Genomic DNA, 23,335 nt, shown 5'->3' with positions numbered 1-23,335 from the left:
CGAGGGGAATGAAGCCCGCTTCCCCGGGGAGAGGGGAGGACATGTCTACGATTTCCGGCCCGATCAAGGGTGACGCGCAGAAGACCACCGCCCAGGCTCTCCAGGGCGCTCTCATCGACCTGATCGACCTGTCCCTGGTCGCCAAGCAGGCGCACTGGAACGTGATCGGCTCCCACTTCCGCCCCATCCACCTGCAGCTGGACGAGCTCACCGACCTGGCGCGCCAGCACACCGACGTCGTCGCCGAACGGCTCGTGGCGCTCGGCGTGAGCCCGGACGGCCGCGCCGCCACCGTCGCGAAGGCGACCAAGCTCCCGCAGCCGGAGCACGGCTGGATCGAGGACGGCAAGGTGGTCGCCACGATCACGGACGTCCTCGACGGCATCAGCAAGCGGATGCGCGAGCGCATCGACGCCACCGAGGAGCCCGACCAGGTGTCGCAGGACATCCTCATCGCCGTGACGCAGGACGTGGAGAAGCAGCGCTGGATGTTCCAGGCCCAGCGCTGACCCTGCCGGGGGGACGAGATTCGAAACCGAAGCCCGGAGCCGGAGTCCCGCGCCCCGGGCTTTCGCGTGGCAGTTTGCGTACTGTTCGGACTTGGGGATCCTCCCCATTCACGTCGGTGCGGTGGACTAGCGTGGCATCAAGAGGGAGGCCTGACGATGTCCCGCAAGACTCTCCTCCGCACGGGCCCGATCCGGCAGAGCGGCGCGAGCCCGTACGGCCCGATCACCGAGCCGAGCCCCGGCGAGCCCGCGGTCCCAGGCGGCACAGGCGGCCTGGGCGGTCAGGCGGGCTCGGGCGGTTCGGCGGGGCCGGGGCGGCCGGCCGTGCCCGGCGGGTTCCGGGGGCGGGTGGTGGCACGCTCCGGCGGCAAGGTGGCCGGGCTGACGTGGCACGCCGCGCCCGGCGCGGGCGCGTGCTTCCCCGACGGCCCCGGCTGGATCTACGTCTCCAACGCCGCGCTGCCGGTGGTCGGCGGCGCGTCGGCACTGCGCTTCCGGCCCGACGGCAGCGTGGGCGGCGCCTACCGCATCCTGTCCGGCACCGAGGTCAACCGGGGCGGCGGCGCCACCCCGTGGCACACCTGGCTGTCCTGCGAGCTCGGCCACCGGGGCCGGGTGTTCGAGTGCGACCCGTACGGCATGCGCGCGGGCAGGCCGAGGCTGGCGATGGGACGGTTCGCGCACGGCGGGGCGGCCTGCGACCCCGGGCTCGGCGTCGTCTACCTGACGGAGGCCGAGCGTGACGGCTGCTTCTACCGGTTCCGGCCGGGCGACTGGGGCGACCTGACGGAGGGCACGCTGGAGGTGCTGTGCGGCTCCGGCGCGTGGGAGCGGGTGCCGTCACCGGCCGCGCTGCTCAAGCCGGTCCGCCACCAGGTCGCGGGGGCACGCCGCTTCGACGGCGGCGACGCCTGCCACTACGCGGACGGCGTCTGCTTCCTCACCACCCGAGGCGACAGCATCCAAGGCGGTGGCGGGGCGTTGTGGGCGTACGACACGCGGACCGGCGCGGTGGAGCGGGTGTGCGACGGCGTCGGCGCCGTCACGGCCGCGCCCTCCGGTGACCTGTACGTGGCTCGCCGGGGGTCCCGGATCGACGTCGTGACGCCGGACCGGGAGATGGCGCCGTTTCTCACGCTCGACGGCGACGCCGAGCTGTCCGGCCTGGCGTTCGCGCCCGGCGGCGACCGGCTCTACTTCTCGGCCACGGCGGCGTCCGGCGAGGCGACCACGTACGAGGTGGCGGGCCCGTTCCGGAGCTGATCAGCTCAGGTAGCGCACCAGCATCACCTTGAGCTCCTCGACGAGCTCGGCGGCCCGCCGGGGGGTGGCGTCGCCGGCGAGCGGCATCACGGCCTTGACCATGGCCACCGCCATCGTGCCCATCATCAACGCCCGCTCCTCGTCCAGCCCGGGGGAGCGGCGGCGCAGCATGGCGGCGACCTGGGCGGCGACGGCCTCGTGCAGCACGCGGGCGGCGGCGGCCAGCTTGTCGCCGGTCGCGCTGCCGTACAGCAGCGACCAGTAGGCGGGGCTGGCGGCCTTGAAGGCGACGCTCTCGTCCACGAGCGCGCCGACCAGCGCCTCCAGCGGCACGTCGGGTGTGACCGCCGCGAGCCGGGCCGCCCAGAACTCCTCCCGGTCGGTGGTGTAGCGGGTCACCAGGCCGTCGAGGATCTCCTCCTTGTTGCGGAAGAACTGGTAGAGCGAGCCCGGTGAGAGCCCGGCGCGGGCGGCGACCTGGTTGGTCGTCAGGTCCGGGTAGCCGACGTCGGCGATCACCAGCTCGGCGGCGTCGAGGATCTCCGCCATCCGTTTCAGCCCGCGCGCCTGCCGGCGCACCGCGCGTTCGGTCATGCGGTCTCCCCATTGACAAATGCGAGCATTTACTTGTATTTCTGGTTCGGCCAATGAAACACGAGTAGTTTACCGAGTTTGGGGGCGGGGAGTGGTGACGACCCAAGGGCGGGACGCGCCGCTGCGCAGGCTGGGGTTCTTCCTGGTCAGGCGGCGGCGCGCGGTGCTCGGGCTGGCCCTGGCGCTGGCCGTGCTGGCCGGGGCGCTGGCGGCGGGCGCGGTGCCCCGGCTGTCGCTGGCGAGGTTCGAGGCGCCGGGATCGGAGTCGGACCGGGCGCGGGCCGAGCTGGCAGCCCGGTTCGGCACCGGCAGCCCGGACCTGATCTTCCTGGTGACCGCGAAACGCGGCACGGTCGACGACGCCGCCGTGGAGGCCGCCGGGCGCGAGCTCGCGGCCCGCGCCGCCGCGCACGACGGAGTGGCCGAGGTCGCCTCGTACTGGGGCCGGGGCAGGCCCGCCACCCTGCGCAGCGCGGACGGCAGGCACGCGCTGATCCTCGTGCGCGTCCCCGGCGACGCCGACCACGTGCGGGCGGGCGTGCTGCCCCGGCTGGTCCCGGCGATCACCGCCGAGCACGAGCTGCTGCGGGTGCGGGCCGGGGGAGGGGAGGAGGTCTTCCGCGCCACGGTGCCGCTGGCCAGGCAGGACTTCGTCCGCGCCGAGCTGGTGATCTTCCCGCTGGCGTTCGCGCTGCTCTGGCTCTACCTGCGCCGGGGCCTGGCCGCGCTGGTGCCGATCCTGGCCGGGGTGTTCGCGATGGCGATCGCGCTGGCGCTGCTGCGCGGGCCGCTGCTGTTCACCGGCATCTCGACGTTCGCGCTCAACCTGACGCTCGCCATGGGGCTCGGGCTGGGCATCGACTACTGCCTGTTCGTGATCGCGCGCTTCCGCGAGGAGGTGGCGCTGGGCCGCGACCGGGCCGAGGCGGTGGCCGGGGCGGTCGAGCACGCCGGGCGGACGGTGCTGTTCAGCGGCCTGACGGTGGCCGCGTCCCTGGCCGTGCTGTTCGCGCTGCCGTTCGACTTCCTCAGGTCGTTCGCGTACTCCGGCATCGCCGTGGTGATCGGCGGGCTGGTCGCGGCGGTGTTCGTGCTGCCGGCGGTGCTGGCCGTCGCGGGCGGCGCGATGCTGCCGCGCCGATCCCGGCCCGAGCGGCCTGGCACGTTCTGGCACGCGCTGGCGGTCCGGGTGATGCGGCGCCCGCTGCTGTACGGCGGGGTGGCCACGGCGGTGCTGCTCGTGCTGGCCGCGCCGTTCCTGGGGCTGCGCTTCGGCGTCGCCGACGACCGCATCCTGCCCCCGGACGCCGGGCCCCGCCAGGTGCAGGACGTGATCCGCCAGACCTTCCCCGCCGAGGAGACCGACGCGATCCAGGTCGTCTCCACCGGCGCGGGCGGCGACGTCACCGCCTACGCGGCCGAGCTGTCACGGCTGCCCGGCGTCGCCCAGGTCGACTCGGCCGCCGGCGTCTTCACCGAGGGGCGGCGGACCGGCGACGGCGATCCGTCCCGGTTCGAGGGGCGGGGGAGCTGGCTGTCGGTGGTGCCCTCGGCCGAGGCGCTCGCCGACGACCCCGTACGCCTCGCCGGGGCGGTGCGCGCGGTCGAGCCGCCGTTCGAGGTGCTGGTGGGCGGCTATCCCGCCGAGCTGGCCGACTATCGCGCCTCGGTGGTGGACCGGCTGCCGCTGCTGCTGGCGCTCATGCTCGGCGTGACGCTCGCGGTGCTGGCGCTCATGACGCGCAGCGTGATCCTGCCGGTCAAGGCCACGATCCTGAACGTGCTCAGCCTCGGCGTCATGTTCGGCGCCATCGTCTGGGTCTTCCAGGAGGGCAACCTGTCGGGGCTGCTCGGCTTCACCCCGACGGGCTCGCTCGACCCGAGCATCCCCATCCTCATGCTCTGCGTCGCCTACGGGCTGTCGATGGACTACGAGGTGTTCCTGCTGTCGCGGGTCAAGGAGGAGTACGACAGGACCGGCGACACCGAGCAGGCCGTGGCCGCCGGGCTGCAGCGCGGCGCGCCGCTGATCACGGCGGCGGGCGGCATCCTGGCGCTCAGCTTCGCCGCCTACGCCACCGCGTCGGTGTCGTTCGTGCAGATGCTCGGCGTCGGCATGGCGGTGGCCGTGCTGGTGGACGCGACGGTGATCAGGGCGGTGCTGGTGCCGAGCCTGATGCGGCTGGCCGGGCCGCTCAACTGGTGGCCGCGAGGTCGAGCGACCACATCTCGTCGACCACCTCGACCCCGTTCTCCAGAGCGGGCTCCTGCGAGTCGAGCGTGAACCCGGCGGCCCGGTAGATGCGCCGCGCGCTCTCCAGGCAGGAGCGCGTCCACAGCACCATCCGCCGGTATCCCTCGGCCCGGGCGTGGCGCACGCACTCCTCGACCAGCCGCCGGCCCAGGCCGAGCCCGCGCGCGGACGGCTCGACGAGCAGCAGCCGCAGCTGCGCCGTCGTGGCGTCCTTGCGCACGCAGAACACGCAGCCCGCGGGCGCGCCGCCGGCCTCGGCGATCCACGCCGCGTCGCGCCCCGGGTCGAACTCGCCGACGACCTTCGCCACGGTCCGCTCGAAGGCCATGCCCCAGCCGTACTCCTGCGCGTAGAGCACGCCGTGCCGGTGGACGACCCAGCTCAGGTCGCCCGCGCGCGGCGCTCTGATGACCACCGGCTCGCGCTCGGGCGGCGGGCCGAGCACGTCGCGGATCGTCGCCATCGCCTCGACCAGCCGCCGCTGGCCCTCCTCGGGCAGCCGGGCCAGCAGGCGGCCGATCTCCTCCTGGGAGCGCCGGTCGAGCATGCCGTACGCCTCCGTGCCGGCCGCGCTGAGCCGGATGACCTGCTTGCGCCCGTCGGTGGCCGAGCGCTCGCGGACGATCAGCCCGTCGCTCTCGAAGCGCGTCAGGATGCGGCTGAGGTAGCCCGCGTCCAGGTCGAGCAGGGCCCGCACCTCGCCGGTCTCCAGCTTGCCCGCCTGGGCGATCTCGAACAGCACCCTGCTCTCCGTCAGCGAATAGGGCGAGTGGTGCATGCCGGCCTGGAGGACCCCGATGGCCTGCGTGTAGAAGCGGTTGAACGCCCGTACCTCGAAAGCTCTTGACTCCGTCAGCGAATCCATTGCCTCAGTCAAGCATGAGATGATGGCGGGTGTGAAGAGGCACCTCTACGTCGGCGGCTACGGTCCCGGCATCCTGAGCACCGGCGAAGGGCTGACCCGCCTCGCCTCGCCGTCGTTCCTGGCCCCGCACCCCTCGCTCCCGGTGCTCTACGCGGCCGGCGAGCTCGCCCAGGGCTGGATCACCGCGTTCGGCACCGACGGCGGGCTCTCGCCCTGGGACGAGCGCTCCTCCGAGGGCGACAGCCCCTGCCACCTGGCGGTGCACCCGTCGGGCGAGCTGCTCGCGGTCGCCAACTACGGCGACGGCGTGGCCAGCCTGCACCGCCTTGACGGGCGCGGCGTGTTCACCGGCGATCCGATCGTGCTGCGGCACGAGGGCTCCGGCCCCGACCCCGAGCGCCAGCAGGGCCCGCACGCCCACCAGTGCGTCTTCCATGACGACGTGCTGCACGTCTCCGACCTGGGCACCGACGAGATCCGCCGCTACTCGCTCGACGGCGCGCCGCTGGAGCCGATCCGGCTGCCGCCCGGCACCGGTCCCCGCCACTTCGCCTTCGCCGGCTCGCGCCTCTACGTGGCGGGCGAGCTCGACGGCACCGTCACGCTGCTGGAGGGCGGGAGCGTCACCACCGTGCCCGCCTCTGCCTCCGGGGAGACCAACTACCCGTCCCACCTGGAGCTCGCCGGCGACTTCGTGTACGTGGCCAACCGCGGCCCCAACACGATCGCCGTGCTGCGCGCCGACGACCTGAGCCCGGTCGCGGAGGTGCCCTCGGGCGGCGACTGGCCGCGCCACTTCGCCCTTGACGGCGACCGCCTCTACGTGGCCAACCAGCAGTCGGGCGGCGTCACCGTCTTCGCGCTGACCGGCGGCGTGCCGGCGGCGACCGGCGAGGTGATCGAGGTCGAGAGCCCGTCCTGCGTGCTCCCGGCCTAGCCCGCGCCAGGTCCCGGCCGGCCCTGGCCCCGGGTCAGCGCACCGTGATGACGAGCTTTCCCGGCGCGTCGCCCGCGGCCAGGTCGCCCACCGCGGTGGCGGCCTCCGCGAGGGCGTACGTGCGCCCGACGGCCGGTCGCACGGCCCCGGCCTCGATGAGGTCCCGCAGCGTGTCCAGGTCGGCGGTGCGGGTCAGCGACAGCAGCGGGTCCAGGCGCTGGCGCGTGAACGGAGTGATCAGCCGGGCGGCCTGCAGCCGGCCGAGCCCGCCGAACCACCGGCCGCCGCCCTCGCCGCCGACGAGGGCGAGCCGGCCGCGCTCGGCGAGCAGCCCGCGCAGTTCGCGCAGCGGCCGGTTGCCCGCGATGTCGATGATCAGGTCGTACGTCCCGGTGAGCGGCTCGCGGGTGTAGTCGATGACGGCCCCGGCGCCCAGCGACCGGACGAGGCCGGCCTTGGCCGTGCTGCACACGCCGGTGACGTCGGCGCCGCCGGCGACCGCCAGTTGCGTCGCGAAGCTGCCCACTCCGCCACCCGCGCCGATGACCAGCACCTTCTCGCCGGCCGTGACCCGGCCGACGGCCCGTAACGCGGTCACCCCCGACACGGGCACGGCCGCCGCCTCGGTGAAGCTCAGGTTGGCGGGCTTGCGGGCGAGCTTGCCCGGGCGGGCGACGGCGAACTCCGCGTACGCGCCGGTCGCCGCGCCGTACACCTCGTCGCCGGGGCGTAAGCCGCTCACGCCGGCGCCGACGGACTCCACGACGCCGGCCACGTCCATGCCCGGCACGCGGTTGCGCGGCCGGCGCAGGCCGAAGGCGACGCGGCCGACGAGCGGCAGCCCGGTCATGAGATGCCACACGCCGTAGTCGACGCCGGCCGCGTGCACCCGGATCAGCACCTCGCGGGCGCCCGGCTCCGGCGTCGGGACCTCGCCGAGGCTCAGCGTGCGCGGCGGGCCGTACTCGTCCTGGACGATCGCCTTCATGGGGGGTCTCCTTCGGTGTCGGGGTACTGGAAGACGTCGTCGAGCCCGACCCGGAACACCCGGGCGATGCGGAACGCCATTTCCAGGGAGGGGGAGTAGCGGCCCTGTTCGATCGCGATGATGGTCTGGCGGGTGACGCCGACCCGGTCGGCCAGCTCGGCCTGGGTCATCTCGCCGTGCGCGAACCGCAGGGCCCGGATCGTGTTGGTGACCTGCGTCGGCTTCACCACGTCTGGAAGCCGCCCTTGCGGTAGGCCATGATCTTGGCGATCGAGCTGAGCACCGAGGACAGCACGAACGCCAGGTAGACGGCGTTGGCGATCCAGAAGTGGCGCAGCTCGGCGACGGCCATGATCAGTGCGGCGAGCGCGCCGATGACGACGAAGGACTGCCCGATGCGCTCGCTGACCTGGTTGATCTCGCGGTCGCGCTCGTCGGTGCGGTCGGCGCCCTTGCCGCCCGCGACGGCCATCGCGATGTTGGCCGCGATCCCGGCGACGACGGCGCCGCCGATGGTCCACAGCAGGGCTCCGGCGTAGGCGACGTCGGCGAACGGGCCGTCGCCGGCCCGGCCCAGGACGATCGCCACGTAGATCGCGTACGCGCCGACGGAGAGCACGATCATCACCCAGGCGCGCTTTTCCTCGAAGGCCATGCCGGCTCCTTATGTAAAACAAAGCTGACATTGGTCAATGTAAAACGCCGCGGACACGATGTCAAAGTTTATTTACATGCCAGGCCACGCCCCGCCGGGCACACGGGTGCGGGGCAGGTTAGCGCCGGTCGTCACACGCCAGGGCCACGGCCGCGCGCCAGCGGTCGTAGGCGGCGTCGTCGCGCGCGCCCGGCTCGAAGCGCCGCTCCAGCCGCCACGTCTCGCGCAGCTCGTCCGCCGACCCCCACACCCCCGCGCCCAGCCCCGCCAGGAACGCCGCGCCCAGGGCCGTCGTCTCCCGCACCGCCGGGCGCTCCACCGGAGTGCCGAGCTGGTCGGCCTGGAACTGCATGAGCAGGTCGTTCGCGCTGGCCCCGCCGTCGGCCTTGAGCACCGGGATGCCGTCGCCGCCCATCACGGCCGCCACGTCGCGCACCTCGAACGCGATCGCCTCCAGCGTCGCCCGCACCAGGTGCGCCCGCGTGGTGCCGCGCGTGATGCCGGAGATCAGCCCCCGCGCGTCCGGGTCCCAGTACGGCGCCCCGAGCCCCGTCAGGGCGGGCACGAACACCACGCCGCCGCTGTCGGGCACCGTGCGCGCCACCGCCTCCGACTCCGGCGCGGTGCCGATCAGGCCGAGCCCGTCGCGCAGCCACTGCACCGCCGCGCCGGTCACGAAGATCGACCCCTCCAGCGCGTACGTGCGCTCGCCCGACGGCGCCTGCCAGGCCACCGTCGTCAGCAGCCCGTCCGGCGACCTGACGATCTCCGTGCCGGTGTTGGACAGGATGAACGAGCCCGTCCCGTACGTGCACTTGACCTCGCCGGGCGTGTAGCAGGTCTGCCCGAACAGCGCCGCCTGCTGGTCGCCGGCCACCCCGCTGATCGGCAGGTCCAGGCCGAGGAACGCGGCGGGCTCGGTACGCCCCAGCTCGCCGAAGTTGGGCACGATCGCCGGCAGCGCGGACTCCGGCACGCCGAACAGCTCGCACAGCTCCGGCTCCCACCCGCCCGACTCCAGCCCGTACAGCAGCGTGCGTGAGGCGTTGGACGGGTCGGTGACGTGGCGCGCGCCCGCCGTGAGCCGGGCGATCAGGTAGGAGTCGACGGTGCCCGTCACCACCCGGCCGGACGTGACGCCCTCCCAGGCGCGCGGGTCGTGCGCGGCCAGCCAGGCCAGCTTGGAGGCGGTGAAGTAGGGGTCGAGGCGCAGGCCGGTCAGCTCGGCGACGCGCGGCTCGTGGCCCCGCTCGCGCAGCCGGGCGCAGATCCCGGCGGTGCGCCGGTCCTGCCAGACGATCGCGCGGCGCGGCGCGGCCAGCGTCTCGCGGTCCCACAGCACCGCGGTCTCGCGCTGGTTGGTGATCCCGACGCAGACCGGCGTGGCGGCGGCCCCGCGCAGCGCCTCGGCGCAGGCGCTCAGCGTGGCCTGCCAGATGTCCTCGGGGTTGTGCTCGACCCGGCCGGGCTCCGGGAAGTGCTGGGCGAACTCCTCGTAGCCGCGGGACTCGGCCCGGCCGTCCTCGGACACCACGAGAGCGGTGACGCCCGTGGTGCCGGCGTCGATGGCCAACACGCTCACGAAATCGCCTTTCACTCGGTCCACACGCGTTTGGTCTAGACCAATGCCCGCCTGTATGGGCACAATGCGATTCTGGTCGTGAACCCCGTCGGGAGGAACCCGTTATGCGTATCGGAGTGCTCACCGGAGGTGGCGATTGCCCCGGTCTCAACGCTGTGATCAGGGCTGTCGTCAGGAAGGGAGTGGGCGTCTACGGTCATGAGTTCGTCGGCTTCCGTGACGGCTGGCGCGGCCCGCTCGAAGGCGACACGATGCCGCTCGACATCCAGGCCGTGCGGGGCATCCTGCCCAGGGGCGGCACCATCCTCGGCTCGTCGCGGACCAACCCGATCAAGATAGAGGGCGGCGTCGACCGGATCAAGGACAACCTGGCCGCGACCGGCGTCGACGCGCTGATCGCCATCGGCGGCGAGGACACGCTGGGCGTCGCCAAGCAGCTCTACGACCGCGGCGTCAAGGTCGTCGGCGTGCCCAAGACGATCGACAACGACCTGTCCGGCACCGACTACACCTTCGGCTTCGACACCGCCGTCAACATCGCCACCGAGGCCATCGACCGGCTGCACACCACGGCCGAGTCGCACCACCGGGCGCTGATCTGCGAGGTCATGGGCCGCCACGCCGGCTGGATAGCGCTGCACGCCGGCATGGCGGGCGGCGCCAACGTCATCCTCATCCCGGAGAAGCCCTTCGACATCGACCGGGTCTGCGAGTACGTGGAGTCCCGCTTCCGCACCCGCTACTCGCCGATCATCGTCGTCGCCGAGGGCGCCCACCCGATCGAGGGGCAGATGGCGCTGCAGGCGGGCGAGCTCGACGCGTTCGGGCACGTCCGGCTCGGCGGCATCGGCGAGGTGCTGGCCAAGGAGATCGAGAAGCGCACCGGCAAGGAGGCCCGCACGACCGTGCTCGGCCACATCCAGCGCGGCGGCACGCCGACGGCCTACGACCGGGTGCTGGCCACCAGGTTCGGCCTGCAGGCGATCGACGCGGCGCACGAGGGCGACTTCGGCATGATGGTGGCGCTGCGCGGCACCGACATCGTCCGGGTCGGGCTCGACGAGGCCACGGCCGAGCTGAAGACCGTCCCGGCCTCGCGCTACGCCGAGGCGGAGGTGTTCTTCGGCTGATTGAAAGCGGCTTGCAAGCGGGCGGCCGTACCTTCTGGAGCAGCGGGGTTACCGCTACAACCCCCTTCGAGGGTACGGCTTGCGCCGCGGAGAGTCGGCGGCCCACCACGCGTCGCAAGCCGTACCTACGCATAGTTCAACCGCGGGGCGTGCCGAAGAGATCCACCTCCGGCGCGCCCTCGTCGCCGCCCCGCAGCCGGTCGAGAAACTCCCGCTTGCTGCGCAGCTCCCGCTCCGAGGGCGACAGGGCGACGGCCGGCAGCACCGAGGCGGCGGTCAGCGGTGTGCCCCCATAAGCCAACGCAGGGAGTACGGGGGCACACCGCCGCAGAGGCGACTATCTCCGGCGGCTGCGCGGCGCGGCCTGCTGGTGGGGCACCGGCGCGGGGTAGACCGGCTGCGGCCCGGGAGCGGCGGCGGGGTAGCTGAGCTGCTGCTGCTCCTGCGCGGCCTTGCGGCGCAGCTCCAGGCGGGCCAGGAGCTCGGCGTCCTCGTTCAGCTCCTGCTCCGACGGCGCCAGGATGACCATGAGCAGCATGGTCAGCGTGATGAGGCTGATCACGGTCATCAGCGGCACCAGGAAGTCGAGCGCGTCGGCCCCAGAGACGGCCGCGGGCTGCGGGTGGAGCTGGACGATCATCGCGAACATGCCGGTGTAGTGCATGCCCGCCACGGCCAGGCCCATGACGAGCGCCGCGGCGGTGATCCACACGGTCCGCTTGACCCGCAGCGTGAACCACAGGGCGGTCGTGGCCGCGACCACGGCGATGACCACCGAGGCGATCACGAGGGTGCGGTCGTAGGAGACGTGCGCGGACATGTTCATCGCGTACATGCCGAGGTAGTGCATGCTCGCCACGCCGAGCCCGGTGAGCAGGCCGCCGCCTAGCAGCGCGGGGACGCGGCCCCCGCCGTAGGAGACGAGGAAGAGGCCGGTGCCGACGACGATGATCGCGACCAGGGCCGAGGCGACGGTGAGCGGCACGTCGTAGCGGATCTGGGTGCCCTCCACCTCGAAGCCCATCATGGCGATGAAGTGCATGACCCAGATCCCGGTGCCGCCGATGGAGATGGCCGCGCCGATCAGCCAGCGCATCCGCGAGGCACCTCGCGACGCGTGGGCCTGGGCGGTGAGCCGCAGTCCGAGCATCGATCCCATGCACGACATCACGTAGGCGAGGACCGGCGTGAGCGGACCGTGGGTGAAATGGTCAACAGCGGACATGTAGTGAGATTCCTTGCATTAGGGGTCTCCGGATTGTGCCAGGAGCACTGTCCCTTTCGCATGGATATCTCGACTATCTGTCAACTTGACAAGTCGGAAATGTGAGATGTGCTCATGGATCCCTCGGTGGCCGGTCACGGACTAAACTCGGTGGGTCGCCGCGTTGGTACGAGCGCGCGCATTCCCTGTCTTCCCCGGAGGTTCCACCATGACGATGTCCGCCCTGGGCGAGCCATGCGTTCTGCTCAAGCTGGGCGAGATCGTCCTCAAGGGCAAGAACCGCGAGCTGTTCGAACGCCGCCTGATCAGCAACATCCGCGACGCGCTCCAGGAGCTCGGGCTCAAGCTCGACGTGCGCCGCCGCCACGGCGTCATCGCGATCTTCCTGCCCGACGGCTCGTCGGCCGAGCAGGCCATGACCGTCGCCGAGCGGGTCGCCGACGTGCCCGGCCTGGTGTGGATCCACCCGGCCTGGCGCGTCGCCAAGGACCCCGACGCGGTGCTCAAGGCCGGTCTCGAGCTCGTCGGCGAGCGCGAGGAGATCGCCCGCAAGCCCGCCTTCGCGGTCCGCTCCCGCCGCCGCGACAAGCGCTTCCCGCTGCGCTCCAACGAGCTCGACCGGCTCGTCGGCGGCGCCATCAACGACGCCTACGGCCTGCCCGTCGACCTGCGCAACCCCGAGCTGACCCTGTTCATCGAGGTCGACCGCGACGAGGTGTTCGTCTTCACCGGCGGCCTGCCCGGCCAGGGCGGCCTGCCCGTCGGCAGCAGCGGCCGGGCGCTGGTGCTCATGTCGGGCGGCATCGACTCGCCGGTCGCCGCCTACCGCATGATGCGGCGCGGCCTGCACGTCGACTTCCTGCACTTCTCCGGCATCCCGTTCACCACCTCCGAGTCGATCTACAAGGCCTACGCGCTGGTCAGGAAGCTCGACCGGTTCCAGGGCAAGTCACGGCTGTGGGTGGTGCCGTTCGGCAAGGCCCAGCAGTCGATCCGCAACTCCGGCCAGGACCGGCTCGCGGTGATCGCCCAGCGGCGGCTCATGCTCAAGACCGCCGAGGAGGTCGCCCACCGCATCCGCGCCGCCGCCCTCGTCACCGGCGACGCGCTCGGCCAGGTCTCCTCCCAGACGCTGGCCAACATCACCGCCCAGGACCACGCCGTCGAGCTGCCGATCCTGCGCCCGCTCGTCGGCTGGGACAAGACCGAGATCATGGCCGAGGCCCGCCGCATCGGCACGCTGGAGATCTCCGAGCTGCCCGACGAGGACTGCTGCAGCCTGCTCGCCCCCAAGCGGGCCGAGACCCGGGCCAAGATCGAGGACCTCAAGCAGATCGAGAAGCGGCTGGACGCCGAGGAACTCGCCGTCCAGCTCGCCGACTCGATCCAGGAATACACCCTCTAACCGGGTCAGACCGTCGCCGGGGCCGCCGCCGTCTTGCCCAGCAGCGGCGGCAGGTCCCGCATGACCTGGGCCAGCTCGCCCAGGTCGGCGTCGACGAGCGCCTGCGGCCCGTCGCACAGCGCCTGCTCGGGGTGCGGGTGCACGTCGATGATCACGCCGTCGGCGCCCACCGCCAGCGCCGCCCTGGTCAGCGGCATCACCAGGTCACGCCGGCCGCCCGAGTGCGACGGGTCCACGATCACCGGCAGGTGCGACAGCCGCTGCGCCACCGGCACCGCCGAGACGTCGAGCGTGTTGCGGGTGGCGGTCTCGAACGTCCTGATGCCCCGCTCGCACAGCACCACGTCCAGGTTGCCGCGCTGCGCGACGTACTCGGCCGCCATCAGCCACTCCTCGATCGTGGCGTTCATGCCGCGCTTGAGCATCACCGGCCGTCCCGCCGCGCCCACCGCCTGCAGCAGCGCGAAGTTCTGCGCGTTGCGGGTGCCGACCTGCAGCATGTCGGCGTAGGAGGCGACCAGCTCCACGTCCCGCGCGTCGACGACCTCGGTCACGATCGGCAGGCCGGTCTCCTCGCGCACGTCCGCCAGGATGCGCAGCCCCTTCTCGCCCAGCCCCTGGAACGCGTACGGGGACGTGCGCGGCTTGAACGCGCCGCCGCGCAGCAGCGTCGCGCCCGCCGCCTGCGCCATCCGCGCCGCCTGCAGCGTCTGCTCCGGCGTCTCCACCGCGCACGGCCCGGCGATCAGCGTCACCGTGCCCGGCCCGATCGGCACCCCGCCCACCCGCACCGTCGACCGCTCGGGGTGGTTCTCCCTGCTCACCAGCTTGTACGGGGTCGAGACGCGCATCACGTCGCGCACCCCCGCCATCCCGCGCAGGCTGCCCGCGTCGAGCTGCGTCACGTCGCCCACCAGGCCGACGATCGTCCGCGTCACGCCCTTGCTCACGAACGCCTCCACCCCGGCCGCCCGCACGACGGCGACGATCGAGGCGACGTCGTCGCCCGTGGCTTCCTGGCCCATCACGATCACCATGCTGTACTCCTCCGGAAAACGCGAAAGGCCCCGGGTCCTGGTGGACCCGGGGCCTTTCTGCTCGCCTGTCTGCTAGCGCAGCGTCAGGTGGCGAACGGTCCGACCTGTGGGTCCGTCGCCATAAAAAAACACGAACGCGGTGCGCATAGTGCGCCAATGGTAGCGCACTCGACCCGCTGACGAACCGGCGCGCGGCCGGTGGCAGGATGGTCGGGACCGCGAGTCCCGTGAGGAGAGTGATCGTGGAGGAGCCGCGCCTGCCACCGGGCCAGTACGTGCCCCGCGGCCTACCCGTGATCCACTACGGCAGGGTCCCCCCGTTCAAGCCCGCCACGTGGGACCTGCGCGTGTCCGGCGCCACCGCGTCGGGGGAGGAGCACCGCTTCGGCTGGGACGACTTCGACCGGCTGCCGCGCACCGACGTCGTGGCCGACTTCCACTGCGTCACCAAGTTCTCCGTGCCCGGCCAGCGCTGGCGCGGGGTCACCCCGGCCGACCTCATGGCCGCCGCGCCGCCCGACCCCGGCGTGCGCCACGTCATGATCTGGGCCGAGTACGGCTACAGCGCCAACCTCAGGTGGTCCGACTTCACCGCCCCCGGCACGCTGTTCGCCACCGACCTCGACGACGCCCCGCTCACCGCCGAGCACGGCGCCCCGGTGCGCATGGTCGTGCCCCACCTGTACGCGTGGAAGAGCGTCAAATGGGTGCGCGCCGTCGAATACCTCCTGGAGGACCGGCGCGGCTTCTGGGAGGAGCGCGGCTACCACAACGTCGCCGACCCGTGGCGCGAGCAGCGCTACTCCTACCAGGAAGAACCCGGCGAGGGCCCGCCGTAGGGTTTCCGCCCCCACGCGCGACGATGTTGGTTACGGTTTGCGCATGCTGACCACCGCGTGCGTGGTGCTGCCCCTCCTCGCCTTCGCCCTGGGCTACACGCTGGCCCGACGCCGTGCCAGAGAAGAGGGCCGCTCCGGGGCCGAGGCGACCTTCACCACGCTGCACACGGCCGCGCTGGCCGCCCCCGCGCTGCGGACCGGGCTGCACCGCGACTCCGCCCGCAAGGCCGTGCGTCATCTGCGCGCCCTGCTCGGCACCCACTCCGTCGCGATCACCTCGACCGACGCCGCGCTCGCCTGGGACGGCCCGTGCACCGACGAGGTGCTCAGCTACGCGCGCACCACGCTGGCCGCCGGCCGCGCGCAGGTCTTCCCCGGGGAGCCGTACGGGGCGGTCGTGGTGCCGCTGACCGCCGACGGCAAGATCATCGGGGCGCTGGCCGCGTACGACGAGGAGCTGAGCGCCGCCCTGGTCCGCACGGTCACCGAGGTGGGCCGGTGGGTGTCGGGCCAGCTGGAGCTGGCCGAGCTCGACTCCTCGCGGCGGCGCGCGCTGGAGGCCGAGATGCGGGCGCTGCGGGCGCAGATCTCCCCACACTTCGTCTACAACGCGCTCACCACGATCGCGTCGTTCGTCCGCACCGATCCGGGGCGGGCCCGCGAGCTGCTGCTGGACTTCGCCGACTTCGCCCGCTACGCGCTGCGCCGGGCCGACGACTTCACCACGCTGGCCGACGAGCTCACCTGCGTCGACCGCTACCTGCTTCTGGAACGTGCCAGGTTCGGCGACAAGCTGCGCTTCAGCCTCCAGGTGATGCCCGAGGTGCTGCCCGTCCCCGTGCCGTTCCTGTGCCTGCAGCCGCTGGTGGAGAACGCCATCAAGCACGGCATGCGGGGGCGCGGCGGCACCGGCGAGGTGCGCGTCGTGGCCCGCGACGCGGGCCCGGAGGCGCACATCACGGTCGAGGACGACGGCGTGGGCATGGACCCGGACCGGGCCAGGAAGGTCCTCGACGACGACCCGGGCCGCGAGGGCGCCGGTATCGGCCTGGCCAACGTCGACCTGCGGATGCGCCAGATCTACGGCGACGACTACGGCCTCGTGGTCGAGACCGCGCCCGGCACGGGCACGAAGGTGCGGCTGCGCGTGCCCAAGGCGCAACTCGGCGCGCCCTGATCGGACCCGAACTGTAATCGATTCTTTACGGAACGTGGCCGAGGGGGTTGTGAGCAAGGCTTTCTTACGGCAGCTTAGAGGGCATGCTACGTGTTCTGGCCGTTGACGACGAGGTCCCCGCGCTGGAGGAGCTGGCCTACCTGCTGCGTCAGGACAGCCGGATCGAGCACGTGCGCACCGCCTGCGACGGTGTCGCGGCGCTGCAGGACATGGTGGCGATGATCGGCGGCGGCGAGCGGCTCGACGCGGTGTTCCTCGACATCCGCATGCCCGGCCTCGACGGGCTCGACCTGGCCCGGCTGGTCGGCGGGTTCCCCAGCCCGCCCAAGCTCGTCTTCGTCACCGCCCATGACGAGTGCGCCGTCCAGGCGTTCGAGCTGGAGGCCGTCGACTACCTGCTCAAGCCGGTGCGGGCCGAGCGGCTGTCGGAGGCGGTGCGCCGGCTGGAGGTCGCCTCCGCGCCCGGCCCGCCCGCCGAGCCGGGGCAGGACGACGTCATCCCCGTCGAGCTGGGCGGGCGCACCCGGTTCGTGCCGCAGCAGGCGGTGCGCTTCGCCGAGGCCAAGGGCGACTACGTGCGCCTGCACACGGTCGACGGCAGCTACCTGGTGCGCATGTCGCTGGCGGCGCTCGAGCGCCGCTGGGCCGAGGCCGGCTTCATCCGCGTGCACCGCAGCACGCTGGTGTCGGCCCGGCACGTCAGCGAGCTGCGTTTCGAGGGCGGGCGCGTGATGCTCACCGTCGGCTCCGAGACGCTCCAGGTCAGCCGCCGCCACACCCGCCAGGTGCGCGAGCAGCTCGTCCGCCAGCATCGCGGCGCCGTCACCTGACGGTGCCGCCCGCCTGCGCCCCCCTGCGAGGGGGGCGTGATCGCCATGCGCGGCGTGCGCGGGCGGGCAGGCGTGAACGCGGGCGCGCGGGCATCCTGCCCCGTGCTCGCGCCCCTTGTCATGCCGGGGAGATTTCCCAGGTCACACCGGTCGGGCCGGGCCGTGACGGCGATCCGATGACAGTCCGGAGGGCCTGCCGGCCGACCGCTCGTCGCGCCAGGGTGACCGCTCGTCGATCGGACACGCTCCGTACATCGATGACTACGCACCGCTTACCGAGCTATGGGCCAACGGGGTTTCCCCGGCAAGATCGCGACCGTAGTGTTTCGGCATCGGAAGCCACTCCGGAGCATCGGGAGGCGAGCCGCAAGGCTCCCAGCGGATGCGCCGGACTCCCTGGTGACCACCTGGGTCACCGCGGCTGCCGGGCCCTTTACCGGGGGGTAGGGCCCGCCGGCCGACCACGTGAGGGGGTGCCCGCCGTGGCCCCGATCCGGCCACACGGGGGCGGCCGGACGGTGCCGGGCGGGCACCCCTGTCACGACAGGTCAAGGGCGTGAGCGGGGGGCGGCCGTGCGCGCCCCGTCAGCCGTCACGCAGCCGCTTGAGCGTCTCGATGTCCTCGCGGTGCTTGTCGGCCTTGCCGGGCGTCTCGATGCAGACCGGCACCCCGGCCACCGCCGGGTGGCGCATCATCTCGCCGAACGCCGCGGCGCCGATCAGCCCGGCCCCGATGTTCTCGTGGCGGTCCTTCTTCGACCCGCACGCGTCCTTGGAGTCGTTGGCGTGGATGAGCTTCAGCCGCCCCGGCGCGAGCTTGTGCAGGAGGTCGAACGTCTCCCGCACCCCGCCCTCGGCCGCCAGGTCGTGACCCGCCGCGAAGGCGTGACAGGTGTCGAAGCACACCCCGGCCCGAGGATGCCAGTCGAGCGCCGCCAGATAGGGCTCCAAATCCTGCACGGTCGCGCACAGCATCGCCCCCTGCCCGGCCATCGGCTCCAGCAGCAGGTCGGGACCGCCGTCGGGGATCTCGTCGAGCAGCGGCAGCAGATGCTCGCGCAGCTGCCGCATCGCGTCGTCGCGCGGCTGCGTCACCGCCGAGCCGGTGTGCACCACGACCCCCTTGGCGCCGATGTCGACGCCCCGGCGCAGCGTGTGACGGACGATCGCCACCGAGTTGGCCAGCGTCTCCGCGCTGGGTGAGCCGAAGTTCGCCAGATACGGCACATGGACGAAGGTGTCGACGCCGGACTCGGCCAGCAGCGCGTCCTGGTCGGGACGGCCCACGGCCAGCGCCCACCCGCGCGGGTTGGTGACGAACACCTGGATCATTTCGGCGCCGATGTCGGCCATGTAGGCGAGCCCGCCCTTGGCCAGACCGCCCGTGACGGAGACGTGCCCGCCGATCAGAGAGGTAGGGGTCATGATGGCACTCAGTGTATGGCCAGGCCAGGACCCGTCCGGATGCGGCCTTGGAGCATGACACAAAAGTCTTGGCCAACCGCCGCCCCGGTTGGGAGTTCCCGGGGATGGACCGGGCACCACCGCCATGTGTGTACTCGAGTCATGCCCGACGACGCGCTGGCCCGCTTCAACGCCCTGCCTCCCGAGGAGGCGGAGCGCGACCTGCTGGCCTGCTGCGCCTCCCGCGCGTTCGCCGGCCGGGTCGCCGCCGGCCGCCCCTACCCGTCGCCGGACGCCCTGGCCGACGCCGCCGCCCTGGCCGCCCGCGAGCTCGCCTGGGACGACGTGCTGGAGGCGCTGGCCGCCCACCCGAGGATCGGCGAGCGGACCGGCGGCGCCTGGTCGCGGCAGGAGCAGTCCGGCGTCGAGGACGCCCTGCGCGCCGACCTCGCCGAGGCCAACCGCGCCTACGAGCGCCGCTTCGGCCACGTCTACCTGATATGCGCCACCGGCCTGACCGGCGCCCAGATGCTGGCCAGGCTCCGCGCGCGGCTGCGCGACGACGACGAGACCGAACGCCGGACCGTGCGCGCCGAACTGGCCGCGATCACCCGCCTGCGGGCCGGCAAGCTCCTGGAGGCCGGCCGATGAGCTTCTCGACGCACGTGCTCGACGCGGCCACCGGCCGCCCCGCCGCCGGGATGCGCGTACGGCTGGAGCACGACGGCCGCACCCTCGCCGAGGGCCGCACCGACGCCGACGGCAGGATCACCGGCTGGCAGCCCGGCAACGGCACGAACCGCGTGGTGTTCGACACCGGCGGCCCCTTCTACCCGGAGGTCGTCGTCGCCTTCACCGTGACCGACCCCGCGGAGCACCACCACGTGCCGCTGCTGCTGAGCCCGTACGCCTACTCCACCTACCGAGGGAGCTAGATGGCGATCGTCCTGGGACCCAACCGGTACGGCAAGGCGGAGACCCGGCTCGTGCGCGTCACCAAGGACGGCGGCGTGCACCACCTCAAGGACCTCAACGTCAGCACCGCCCTGTCCGGCGACATGACGGCCGTCCACCTGACCGGCGACAACGCCGCCGTGCTGCCGACCGACACGCAGAAGAACACCGTCTACGCCTTCGCCGCCCGCCACGGCGTCGGCGAGATCGAGGACTTCGCGCTGCTGCTCGCCCGCCACTACGTGAACGCCCGGCCCTCCATCCACCACGCCAGGGTCGAGATCGAGGAGTACGCCTGGGACCGGCTCGGCGACCACTCGTTCGTGCGCGCCGGCGGCGAGAGCCGCACCTGCCTGGTCCACCACGACCGCGACGGCCGCACCAGCGTGGTGTCGGGGCTGAGCGGCCTGGTGGTGCTCAACTCGACCGGCTCGGAGTTCCGCGGCTTCGCCGTCGACGAGTACACCACGCTGCGCCCGGCCGCCGACCGCGTCCTGGCCACCGCCGTCGACGCCCGCTGGCGCCAGCACGGCGGTCGCGCCGACCACGCGACCGTACGCCGCCACCTGCTGGAGGCCTTCGCCGGGACGCACAGCCTCTCGCTCCAGCAGACCCTGTACGCGATGGGGGAGCGGGTGCTCGCCTCCTGCCCGCAGGTGTGCGAGATCAGGCTCGTCATGCCCAACAAGCACCACGTCGCCGTGGACCTGACCCCGTTCGGGCTCGGCAACGACAACGAGGTGTTCCACGCCGCCGACCGACCCTACGGCCTGATCGAGGGCACGGTGCTGCGCGAGGACGCCCCCGACGCCGGATTCGCCTGGGAGTAGCACCGATGGACTTCTTGCGCCCCACCACGTGGGCCGAAGCGCTGGCCGCCAAGGCCGACCGGCCGGACGCCGTGCCGATCCAGGGCGGCACCGACGTCATGGTGGAGATCAACTTCGGCGTGCGCCGGCCCGCCGCGCTGCTCGACCTCACCCGGATCGCCGAGCTCGCCACCTGGACGAACCAGGACGGGCGCCTGCGCATCGGCGCCGCCGTCCCGTACAGCGTGATCATCGACCGGCTCGGCGGCGAGCTGCCTGGGCTGGCCCAGGCGGCGCGGACGGTCGGCTCGCCGCAGATCCGCAACCGCGGCTCCGTCGGCGGCAACATGGGCGCGGCCTCGCCCGCCGGCGACAGCCACCCGCCGCTGCTGGCCGCCGGCGCGCTGGTCGAGGCCGAGTCGCGTGACGGCGGCGTCCGCATGATCCCCGCCGACGCGTTCTACACCGGCGTCAAACGCCACGCGCTGCGCCCCGACGAGCTGATCAGGGCCGTGCACCTGGCCCCGGCGACCGGCCCCCAGTACTTCTCCAAGGTCGGCACCCGCAACGCCATGGTGATCGCGGTCTGCTCGTTCGCGATCGCGCTGCACCCCGGCGAGCGCCGCGTCGGCACCGGGCTCGGCTCCGCCGCGCCCACCCCGCGCCGCGCCCTGGAAGCCGAGGAGTTCCTGGCCAAGGAGCTCGACTGGGCCGCGCCGCTCACCCCCGCGCTGCTGGACCGCTTCGGCGAGCTGTGCGCCGCCGCGGCCTCGCCGATCGACGACGTACGCAGCAGCGCCGCCTACCGCCGCCACGCCGTCGCCGTGATGGCCCGCCGCACGCTCGCCTGGGCGTGGCGCGACCACCTGGGAAGGAGGGCCGCCTGATGCGTCTGACCTGCACCGTCAACGGCCGCGAGGAAACCGTCGAGGACGTTTGGGAAGGCGAGAGCCTGCTGTACGTGCTCCGCGAGCGGATGGGCCTGCCCGGCTCCAAGAACGCCTGCGAGCAGGGCGAATGCGGCTCCTGCACCGTCTACCTCGACGGCGTCCCCGTCTGCGCCTGCCTGGTCGCCGCCGGGCAGGCCGAGGGCCGCCGCGTCCGCACCGTCGAAGGGCTCGCCGACGGCGACCGGCTCGACCCCGTCCAGGAGGCGTTCGTCGAGTGCGGCGCCGTGCAGTGCGGCTTCTGCACCCCCGGGCTGATCGTCCAGGCGCACGACCTGCTCGCCCGCGTCGAACGGCCCTCCGACGCCGAGATCCGCGAGGCCCTGGCCGGCAACCTGTGCCGCTGCACCGGCTACGAGAAGATCCTCGACGCCGTACGGCTCGCCGCTGAGCGCAAGGCGTCCGCGTGACGACCCTGCTGATCGAGAACGCCTACCTCGCCCCCGTCGCCGGACCCGAGATCCCGCACGGCTACCTGCGGATCGACGGCGACCGGATCACCGCGCTCGGCCCCATGGACCGGCTGCCCGCCCTCCCGCACGCCGAACGCGTCGACGCCACCGGCTGCCTGGCCACGCCCGGCCTGGTCAACACCCACCACCACCTCTACCAGTGGGCCACCCAGGGCCTCGCCCAGGACGCCACCCTGTTCGACTGGCTCGTCACGCTCTATCCCGTGTGGGCCGCCATGGACGCCGAGGTCGTGCACGGGGCCGCGCTCGCCGGGCTCGCCCACCTGGCGCTGTCCGGCTGCACCACCTCCAGCGACCACCACTACCTCTTCCCGCACGGCCGCGGCGACCTGCTCGCCGCCGAGATCGCCGCCGCCCGCGACGTCGGCCTGCGCTTCCACCCGGCGCGCGGCTCCATGGACCGCGGCCGCTCGTCGGGCGGGCTGCCACCCGACGACGTCGTCGAGCCGATCGACCGCATCCTCGCCGCCACCGCCGACGCCGTCGACGCCCACCACGACCCGTCGCCCTCCTCCATGCTGCGGATCGCCGTGGCGCCCTGCTCGCCGTTCTCCGTCAGCGGCGAGCTGATGACCGAGGCGGCCCGGCTGGCCAGGGACAAGGGCGTGCGGCTGCACACCCACCTGGCCGAGACGCTGGACGAGGAGGAGCACTGCCTGGCCCAGTTCGGCGTGCGGCCCGTCGCGTACATGGAGCGGCTCGGCTGGCTCGGGCCCGACGTGTGGGTGGCGCACGCGGTGCACCTCAGCGACGGCGACATCGGCAGGCTCGCCGCCACCGGCACCGGCGTCGCCCACTGCCCCTCGTCCAACGGCCGCCTCGGCGCGGGCGTCGCCCGGGTCGCCGACCTGCTGCGGGGCGGCGCCAACGTCGGGCTCGGCGTCGACGGCAGCGCCTCCTCCGAGCTGACCACGATGGCGGGGGAGATGCGGCAGGCGCTGCTCTTCCAACGCGCTCACTCAGGGCCCGACGCCCTCACCGCCCGGCAGGCGCTGGAGCTCGCCACGCTCGGCGGCGCGCGCAACCTCGGCCGCCAGGCCGACCTCGGCACGCTGGAGCCCGGCAAGCTCGCCGACGTGGCGCTGTGGCGGGTCGACGGCCCCTTCACGGCCGCCGTCGACGACCCGGTGTGCGCGCTCGTCCTCGGCCCCCAGCCGCCGCTGGCCCGGCTCCTGGTCGGCGGGCGCACCGTCGTCGCCGGCGGCGAGCTGCGCACCGTCCCGCACGACGCCGCCGGCCGCGCGGGCGTCGCCGCCCACCGCCGCCTCCTGCGCCTCGCGGCGGAGCGCCGATGACGGGCCGATGCCCGGCCGGTGCCCGTGGGTGCCCGGCCGATGACCGCTGGCGCCCGCCCTCTGCCCGCCGACTTCCGCCCCGGTTTTCCACAGGGGGCCGGGGCACGCGCACGGGGCCGCGGGCGGGGTGTGATGATGGGGACCGCCGGCCCGCCCGCCCCCG

The 23,335-nt window shown here is 73.1% G+C and carries 25 protein-coding genes; 15 read left to right on the top strand and 10 right to left on the bottom strand.

The window, feature by feature from the left end:
* Positions 1-41 precede the first annotated feature (41 nt).
* Positions 42-509 carry a Dps family protein gene (locus tag ACBI99_RS05155; RefSeq protein ID WP_219514154.1) on the top strand — a complete coding sequence of 156 codons (468 nt, stop codon included), beginning with the start codon at positions 42-44 and terminating at the stop codon, positions 507-509.
* Positions 510-665: 156 nt separating this feature from the next.
* Positions 666-1,772, top strand: coding sequence for an alkaline phosphatase PhoX (locus ACBI99_RS05150; protein WP_375071762.1), 1,107 nt, complete (start codon positions 666-668; stop codon positions 1,770-1,772).
* Here ACBI99_RS05150 and ACBI99_RS05145 read toward each other — a convergent pair whose 3' ends face one another.
* Complete coding sequence (locus tag ACBI99_RS05145; protein ID WP_364172438.1) at positions 1,773-2,366, bottom strand: TetR/AcrR family transcriptional regulator; 594 nt, start codon at positions 2,364-2,366, stop codon at positions 1,773-1,775.
* A gap of 94 nt (positions 2,367-2,460) precedes the next feature.
* Between ACBI99_RS05145 and ACBI99_RS05140 the strand changes: the two genes are divergently transcribed.
* Complete coding sequence (locus ACBI99_RS05140) at positions 2,461-4,650, top strand: MMPL family transporter (RefSeq protein ID WP_375071761.1); 2,190 nt, start codon at positions 2,461-2,463, stop codon at positions 4,648-4,650.
* Here ACBI99_RS05140 and ACBI99_RS05135 read toward each other — a convergent pair.
* A complete protein-coding gene (locus ACBI99_RS05135; protein ID WP_375071760.1) occupies positions 4,562-5,485 on the bottom strand; it encodes a GNAT family N-acetyltransferase in 924 nt (307 codons plus the stop codon). The two genes, ACBI99_RS05140 and ACBI99_RS05135, sit on opposite strands and share 89 nt — an antisense overlap.
* A gap of 31 nt (positions 5,486-5,516) precedes the next feature.
* Here ACBI99_RS05135 and ACBI99_RS05130 point away from each other — a divergent pair, with 31 nt between their 5' ends.
* On the top strand, positions 5,517-6,422 hold the full coding sequence (locus ACBI99_RS05130) for a lactonase family protein (protein WP_375071759.1): 906 nt from the start codon (positions 5,517-5,519) through the stop codon (positions 6,420-6,422).
* A gap of 34 nt (positions 6,423-6,456) precedes the next feature.
* Here ACBI99_RS05130 and ACBI99_RS05125 read toward each other — a convergent pair whose 3' ends face one another.
* The 4 genes from ACBI99_RS05125 to ACBI99_RS05110 all read right to left on the bottom strand — a co-directional run bounded on the left by ACBI99_RS05125 (position 6,457) and on the right by ACBI99_RS05110 (position 9,647).
* Positions 6,457-7,410, bottom strand: a complete 954-nt coding sequence (locus tag ACBI99_RS05125; protein WP_375071758.1) for an NAD(P)-dependent alcohol dehydrogenase — start codon at positions 7,408-7,410, stop codon at positions 6,457-6,459.
* Positions 7,407-7,640, bottom strand: a complete 234-nt coding sequence (locus tag ACBI99_RS05120) for a helix-turn-helix transcriptional regulator (protein ID WP_364172424.1) — start codon at positions 7,638-7,640, stop codon at positions 7,407-7,409. Before ACBI99_RS05120 ends, ACBI99_RS05125 begins: the two co-directional genes overlap by 4 nt.
* Complete coding sequence (locus ACBI99_RS05115) at positions 7,634-8,065, bottom strand: hypothetical protein (protein WP_219514198.1); 432 nt, start codon at positions 8,063-8,065, stop codon at positions 7,634-7,636. The genes ACBI99_RS05120 and ACBI99_RS05115 overlap by 7 nt, the downstream gene beginning before the upstream one ends.
* Before the next feature lie 118 nt (positions 8,066-8,183).
* Complete coding sequence (locus tag ACBI99_RS05110) at positions 8,184-9,647, bottom strand: FGGY family carbohydrate kinase (protein ID WP_375071757.1); 1,464 nt, start codon at positions 9,645-9,647, stop codon at positions 8,184-8,186.
* Between the two features lie 104 nt (positions 9,648-9,751).
* Between ACBI99_RS05110 and ACBI99_RS05105 the strand changes: the two genes are divergently transcribed.
* Positions 9,752-10,777, top strand: coding sequence for a 6-phosphofructokinase (locus ACBI99_RS05105; protein ID WP_219514207.1), 1,026 nt, complete (start codon positions 9,752-9,754; stop codon positions 10,775-10,777).
* A 136-nt stretch (positions 10,778-10,913) separates the two neighbouring features.
* Here the strand turns inward: ACBI99_RS05105 and ACBI99_RS05100 are convergent, their stop codons facing one another.
* A complete protein-coding gene (locus tag ACBI99_RS05100; protein ID WP_375071756.1) occupies positions 10,914-11,078 on the bottom strand; it encodes a hypothetical protein in 165 nt (54 codons plus the stop codon).
* 36 nt (positions 11,079-11,114) lie between these two features.
* Positions 11,115-12,002, bottom strand: coding sequence for an MHYT domain-containing protein (locus ACBI99_RS05095; RefSeq protein WP_219514209.1), 888 nt, complete (start codon positions 12,000-12,002; stop codon positions 11,115-11,117).
* Between the two features lie 208 nt (positions 12,003-12,210).
* Between ACBI99_RS05095 and thiI the strand changes: the two genes are divergently transcribed.
* Positions 12,211-13,407, top strand: coding sequence for a tRNA uracil 4-sulfurtransferase ThiI (thiI, locus tag ACBI99_RS05090; RefSeq protein WP_219514211.1), 1,197 nt, complete (start codon positions 12,211-12,213; stop codon positions 13,405-13,407).
* Between the two features lie 5 nt (positions 13,408-13,412).
* Here the strand turns inward: thiI and aroF are convergent, their stop codons facing one another.
* Positions 13,413-14,444, bottom strand: coding sequence for a 3-deoxy-7-phosphoheptulonate synthase (gene aroF / locus ACBI99_RS05085; protein WP_219514213.1), 1,032 nt, complete (start codon positions 14,442-14,444; stop codon positions 13,413-13,415).
* A gap of 242 nt (positions 14,445-14,686) precedes the next feature.
* Here aroF and ACBI99_RS05080 point away from each other — a divergent pair, with 242 nt between their 5' ends.
* The 3 genes from ACBI99_RS05080 (at position 14,687) to ACBI99_RS05070 (ending at position 17,290) form a co-directional block, all read left to right on the top strand.
* On the top strand, positions 14,687-15,283 hold the full coding sequence (locus ACBI99_RS05080) for a molybdopterin-dependent oxidoreductase (RefSeq protein ID WP_308126112.1): 597 nt from the start codon (positions 14,687-14,689) through the stop codon (positions 15,281-15,283).
* A gap of 43 nt (positions 15,284-15,326) precedes the next feature.
* Complete coding sequence (locus ACBI99_RS05075; RefSeq protein ID WP_357586538.1) at positions 15,327-16,460, top strand: histidine kinase; 1,134 nt, start codon at positions 15,327-15,329, stop codon at positions 16,458-16,460.
* Positions 16,461-16,543: 83 nt separating this feature from the next.
* A complete protein-coding gene (locus ACBI99_RS05070) occupies positions 16,544-17,290 on the top strand; it encodes a LytTR family DNA-binding domain-containing protein (protein ID WP_219514225.1) in 747 nt (248 codons plus the stop codon).
* 585 nt (positions 17,291-17,875) lie between these two features.
* Here the strand turns inward: ACBI99_RS05070 and ACBI99_RS05065 are convergent.
* Entirely contained in the window at positions 17,876-18,715 is an 840-nt protein-coding gene (locus ACBI99_RS05065; RefSeq protein WP_219514227.1) for a deoxyribonuclease IV, read from the bottom strand.
* Between the two features lie 141 nt (positions 18,716-18,856).
* Here ACBI99_RS05065 and uraD point away from each other — a divergent pair, with 141 nt between their 5' ends.
* Genes uraD through ACBI99_RS05035 form a run of 6 tightly spaced genes read left to right on the top strand, consistent with a single transcriptional unit; the run spans position 18,857 to position 23,172 of the window.
* Complete coding sequence (gene uraD / locus ACBI99_RS05060; RefSeq protein WP_219514229.1) at positions 18,857-19,345, top strand: 2-oxo-4-hydroxy-4-carboxy-5-ureidoimidazoline decarboxylase; 489 nt, start codon at positions 18,857-18,859, stop codon at positions 19,343-19,345.
* A complete protein-coding gene (gene uraH / locus ACBI99_RS05055) occupies positions 19,342-19,629 on the top strand; it encodes a hydroxyisourate hydrolase (protein ID WP_219514250.1) in 288 nt (95 codons plus the stop codon). Before uraD ends, uraH begins: the two co-directional genes overlap by 4 nt.
* Positions 19,630-20,478: a factor-independent urate hydroxylase gene (gene pucL / locus ACBI99_RS05050; RefSeq protein ID WP_375071755.1), complete on the top strand. Its 849-nt coding sequence runs from the start codon at positions 19,630-19,632 to the stop codon at positions 20,476-20,478.
* A gap of 5 nt (positions 20,479-20,483) precedes the next feature.
* Positions 20,484-21,344 (top strand): FAD binding domain-containing protein, encoded by an 861-nt coding sequence (locus ACBI99_RS05045; RefSeq protein WP_375071754.1) that lies wholly within the window; start codon positions 20,484-20,486, stop codon positions 21,342-21,344.
* Positions 21,344-21,814, top strand: a complete 471-nt coding sequence (locus ACBI99_RS05040) for a (2Fe-2S)-binding protein (protein ID WP_219514257.1) — start codon at positions 21,344-21,346, stop codon at positions 21,812-21,814. Before ACBI99_RS05045 ends, ACBI99_RS05040 begins: the two co-directional genes overlap by 1 nt.
* Positions 21,811-23,172, top strand: coding sequence for an 8-oxoguanine deaminase (locus ACBI99_RS05035; RefSeq protein ID WP_375071753.1), 1,362 nt, complete (start codon positions 21,811-21,813; stop codon positions 23,170-23,172). Before ACBI99_RS05040 ends, ACBI99_RS05035 begins: the two co-directional genes overlap by 4 nt.
* The last annotated feature ends 163 nt before the right edge of the window (positions 23,173-23,335 follow it).

The sequence above is a fragment of the Nonomuraea sp. ATR24 genome (genome assembly GCF_041950485.1).
Classification (GTDB): Bacteria; Actinomycetota; Actinomycetes; order Streptosporangiales; family Streptosporangiaceae; genus Nonomuraea; species Nonomuraea ceibae.
The sequence above is the reverse complement of the archived record's forward strand: the minus strand, read 5'-3'. Positions and strand labels throughout refer to the sequence as shown.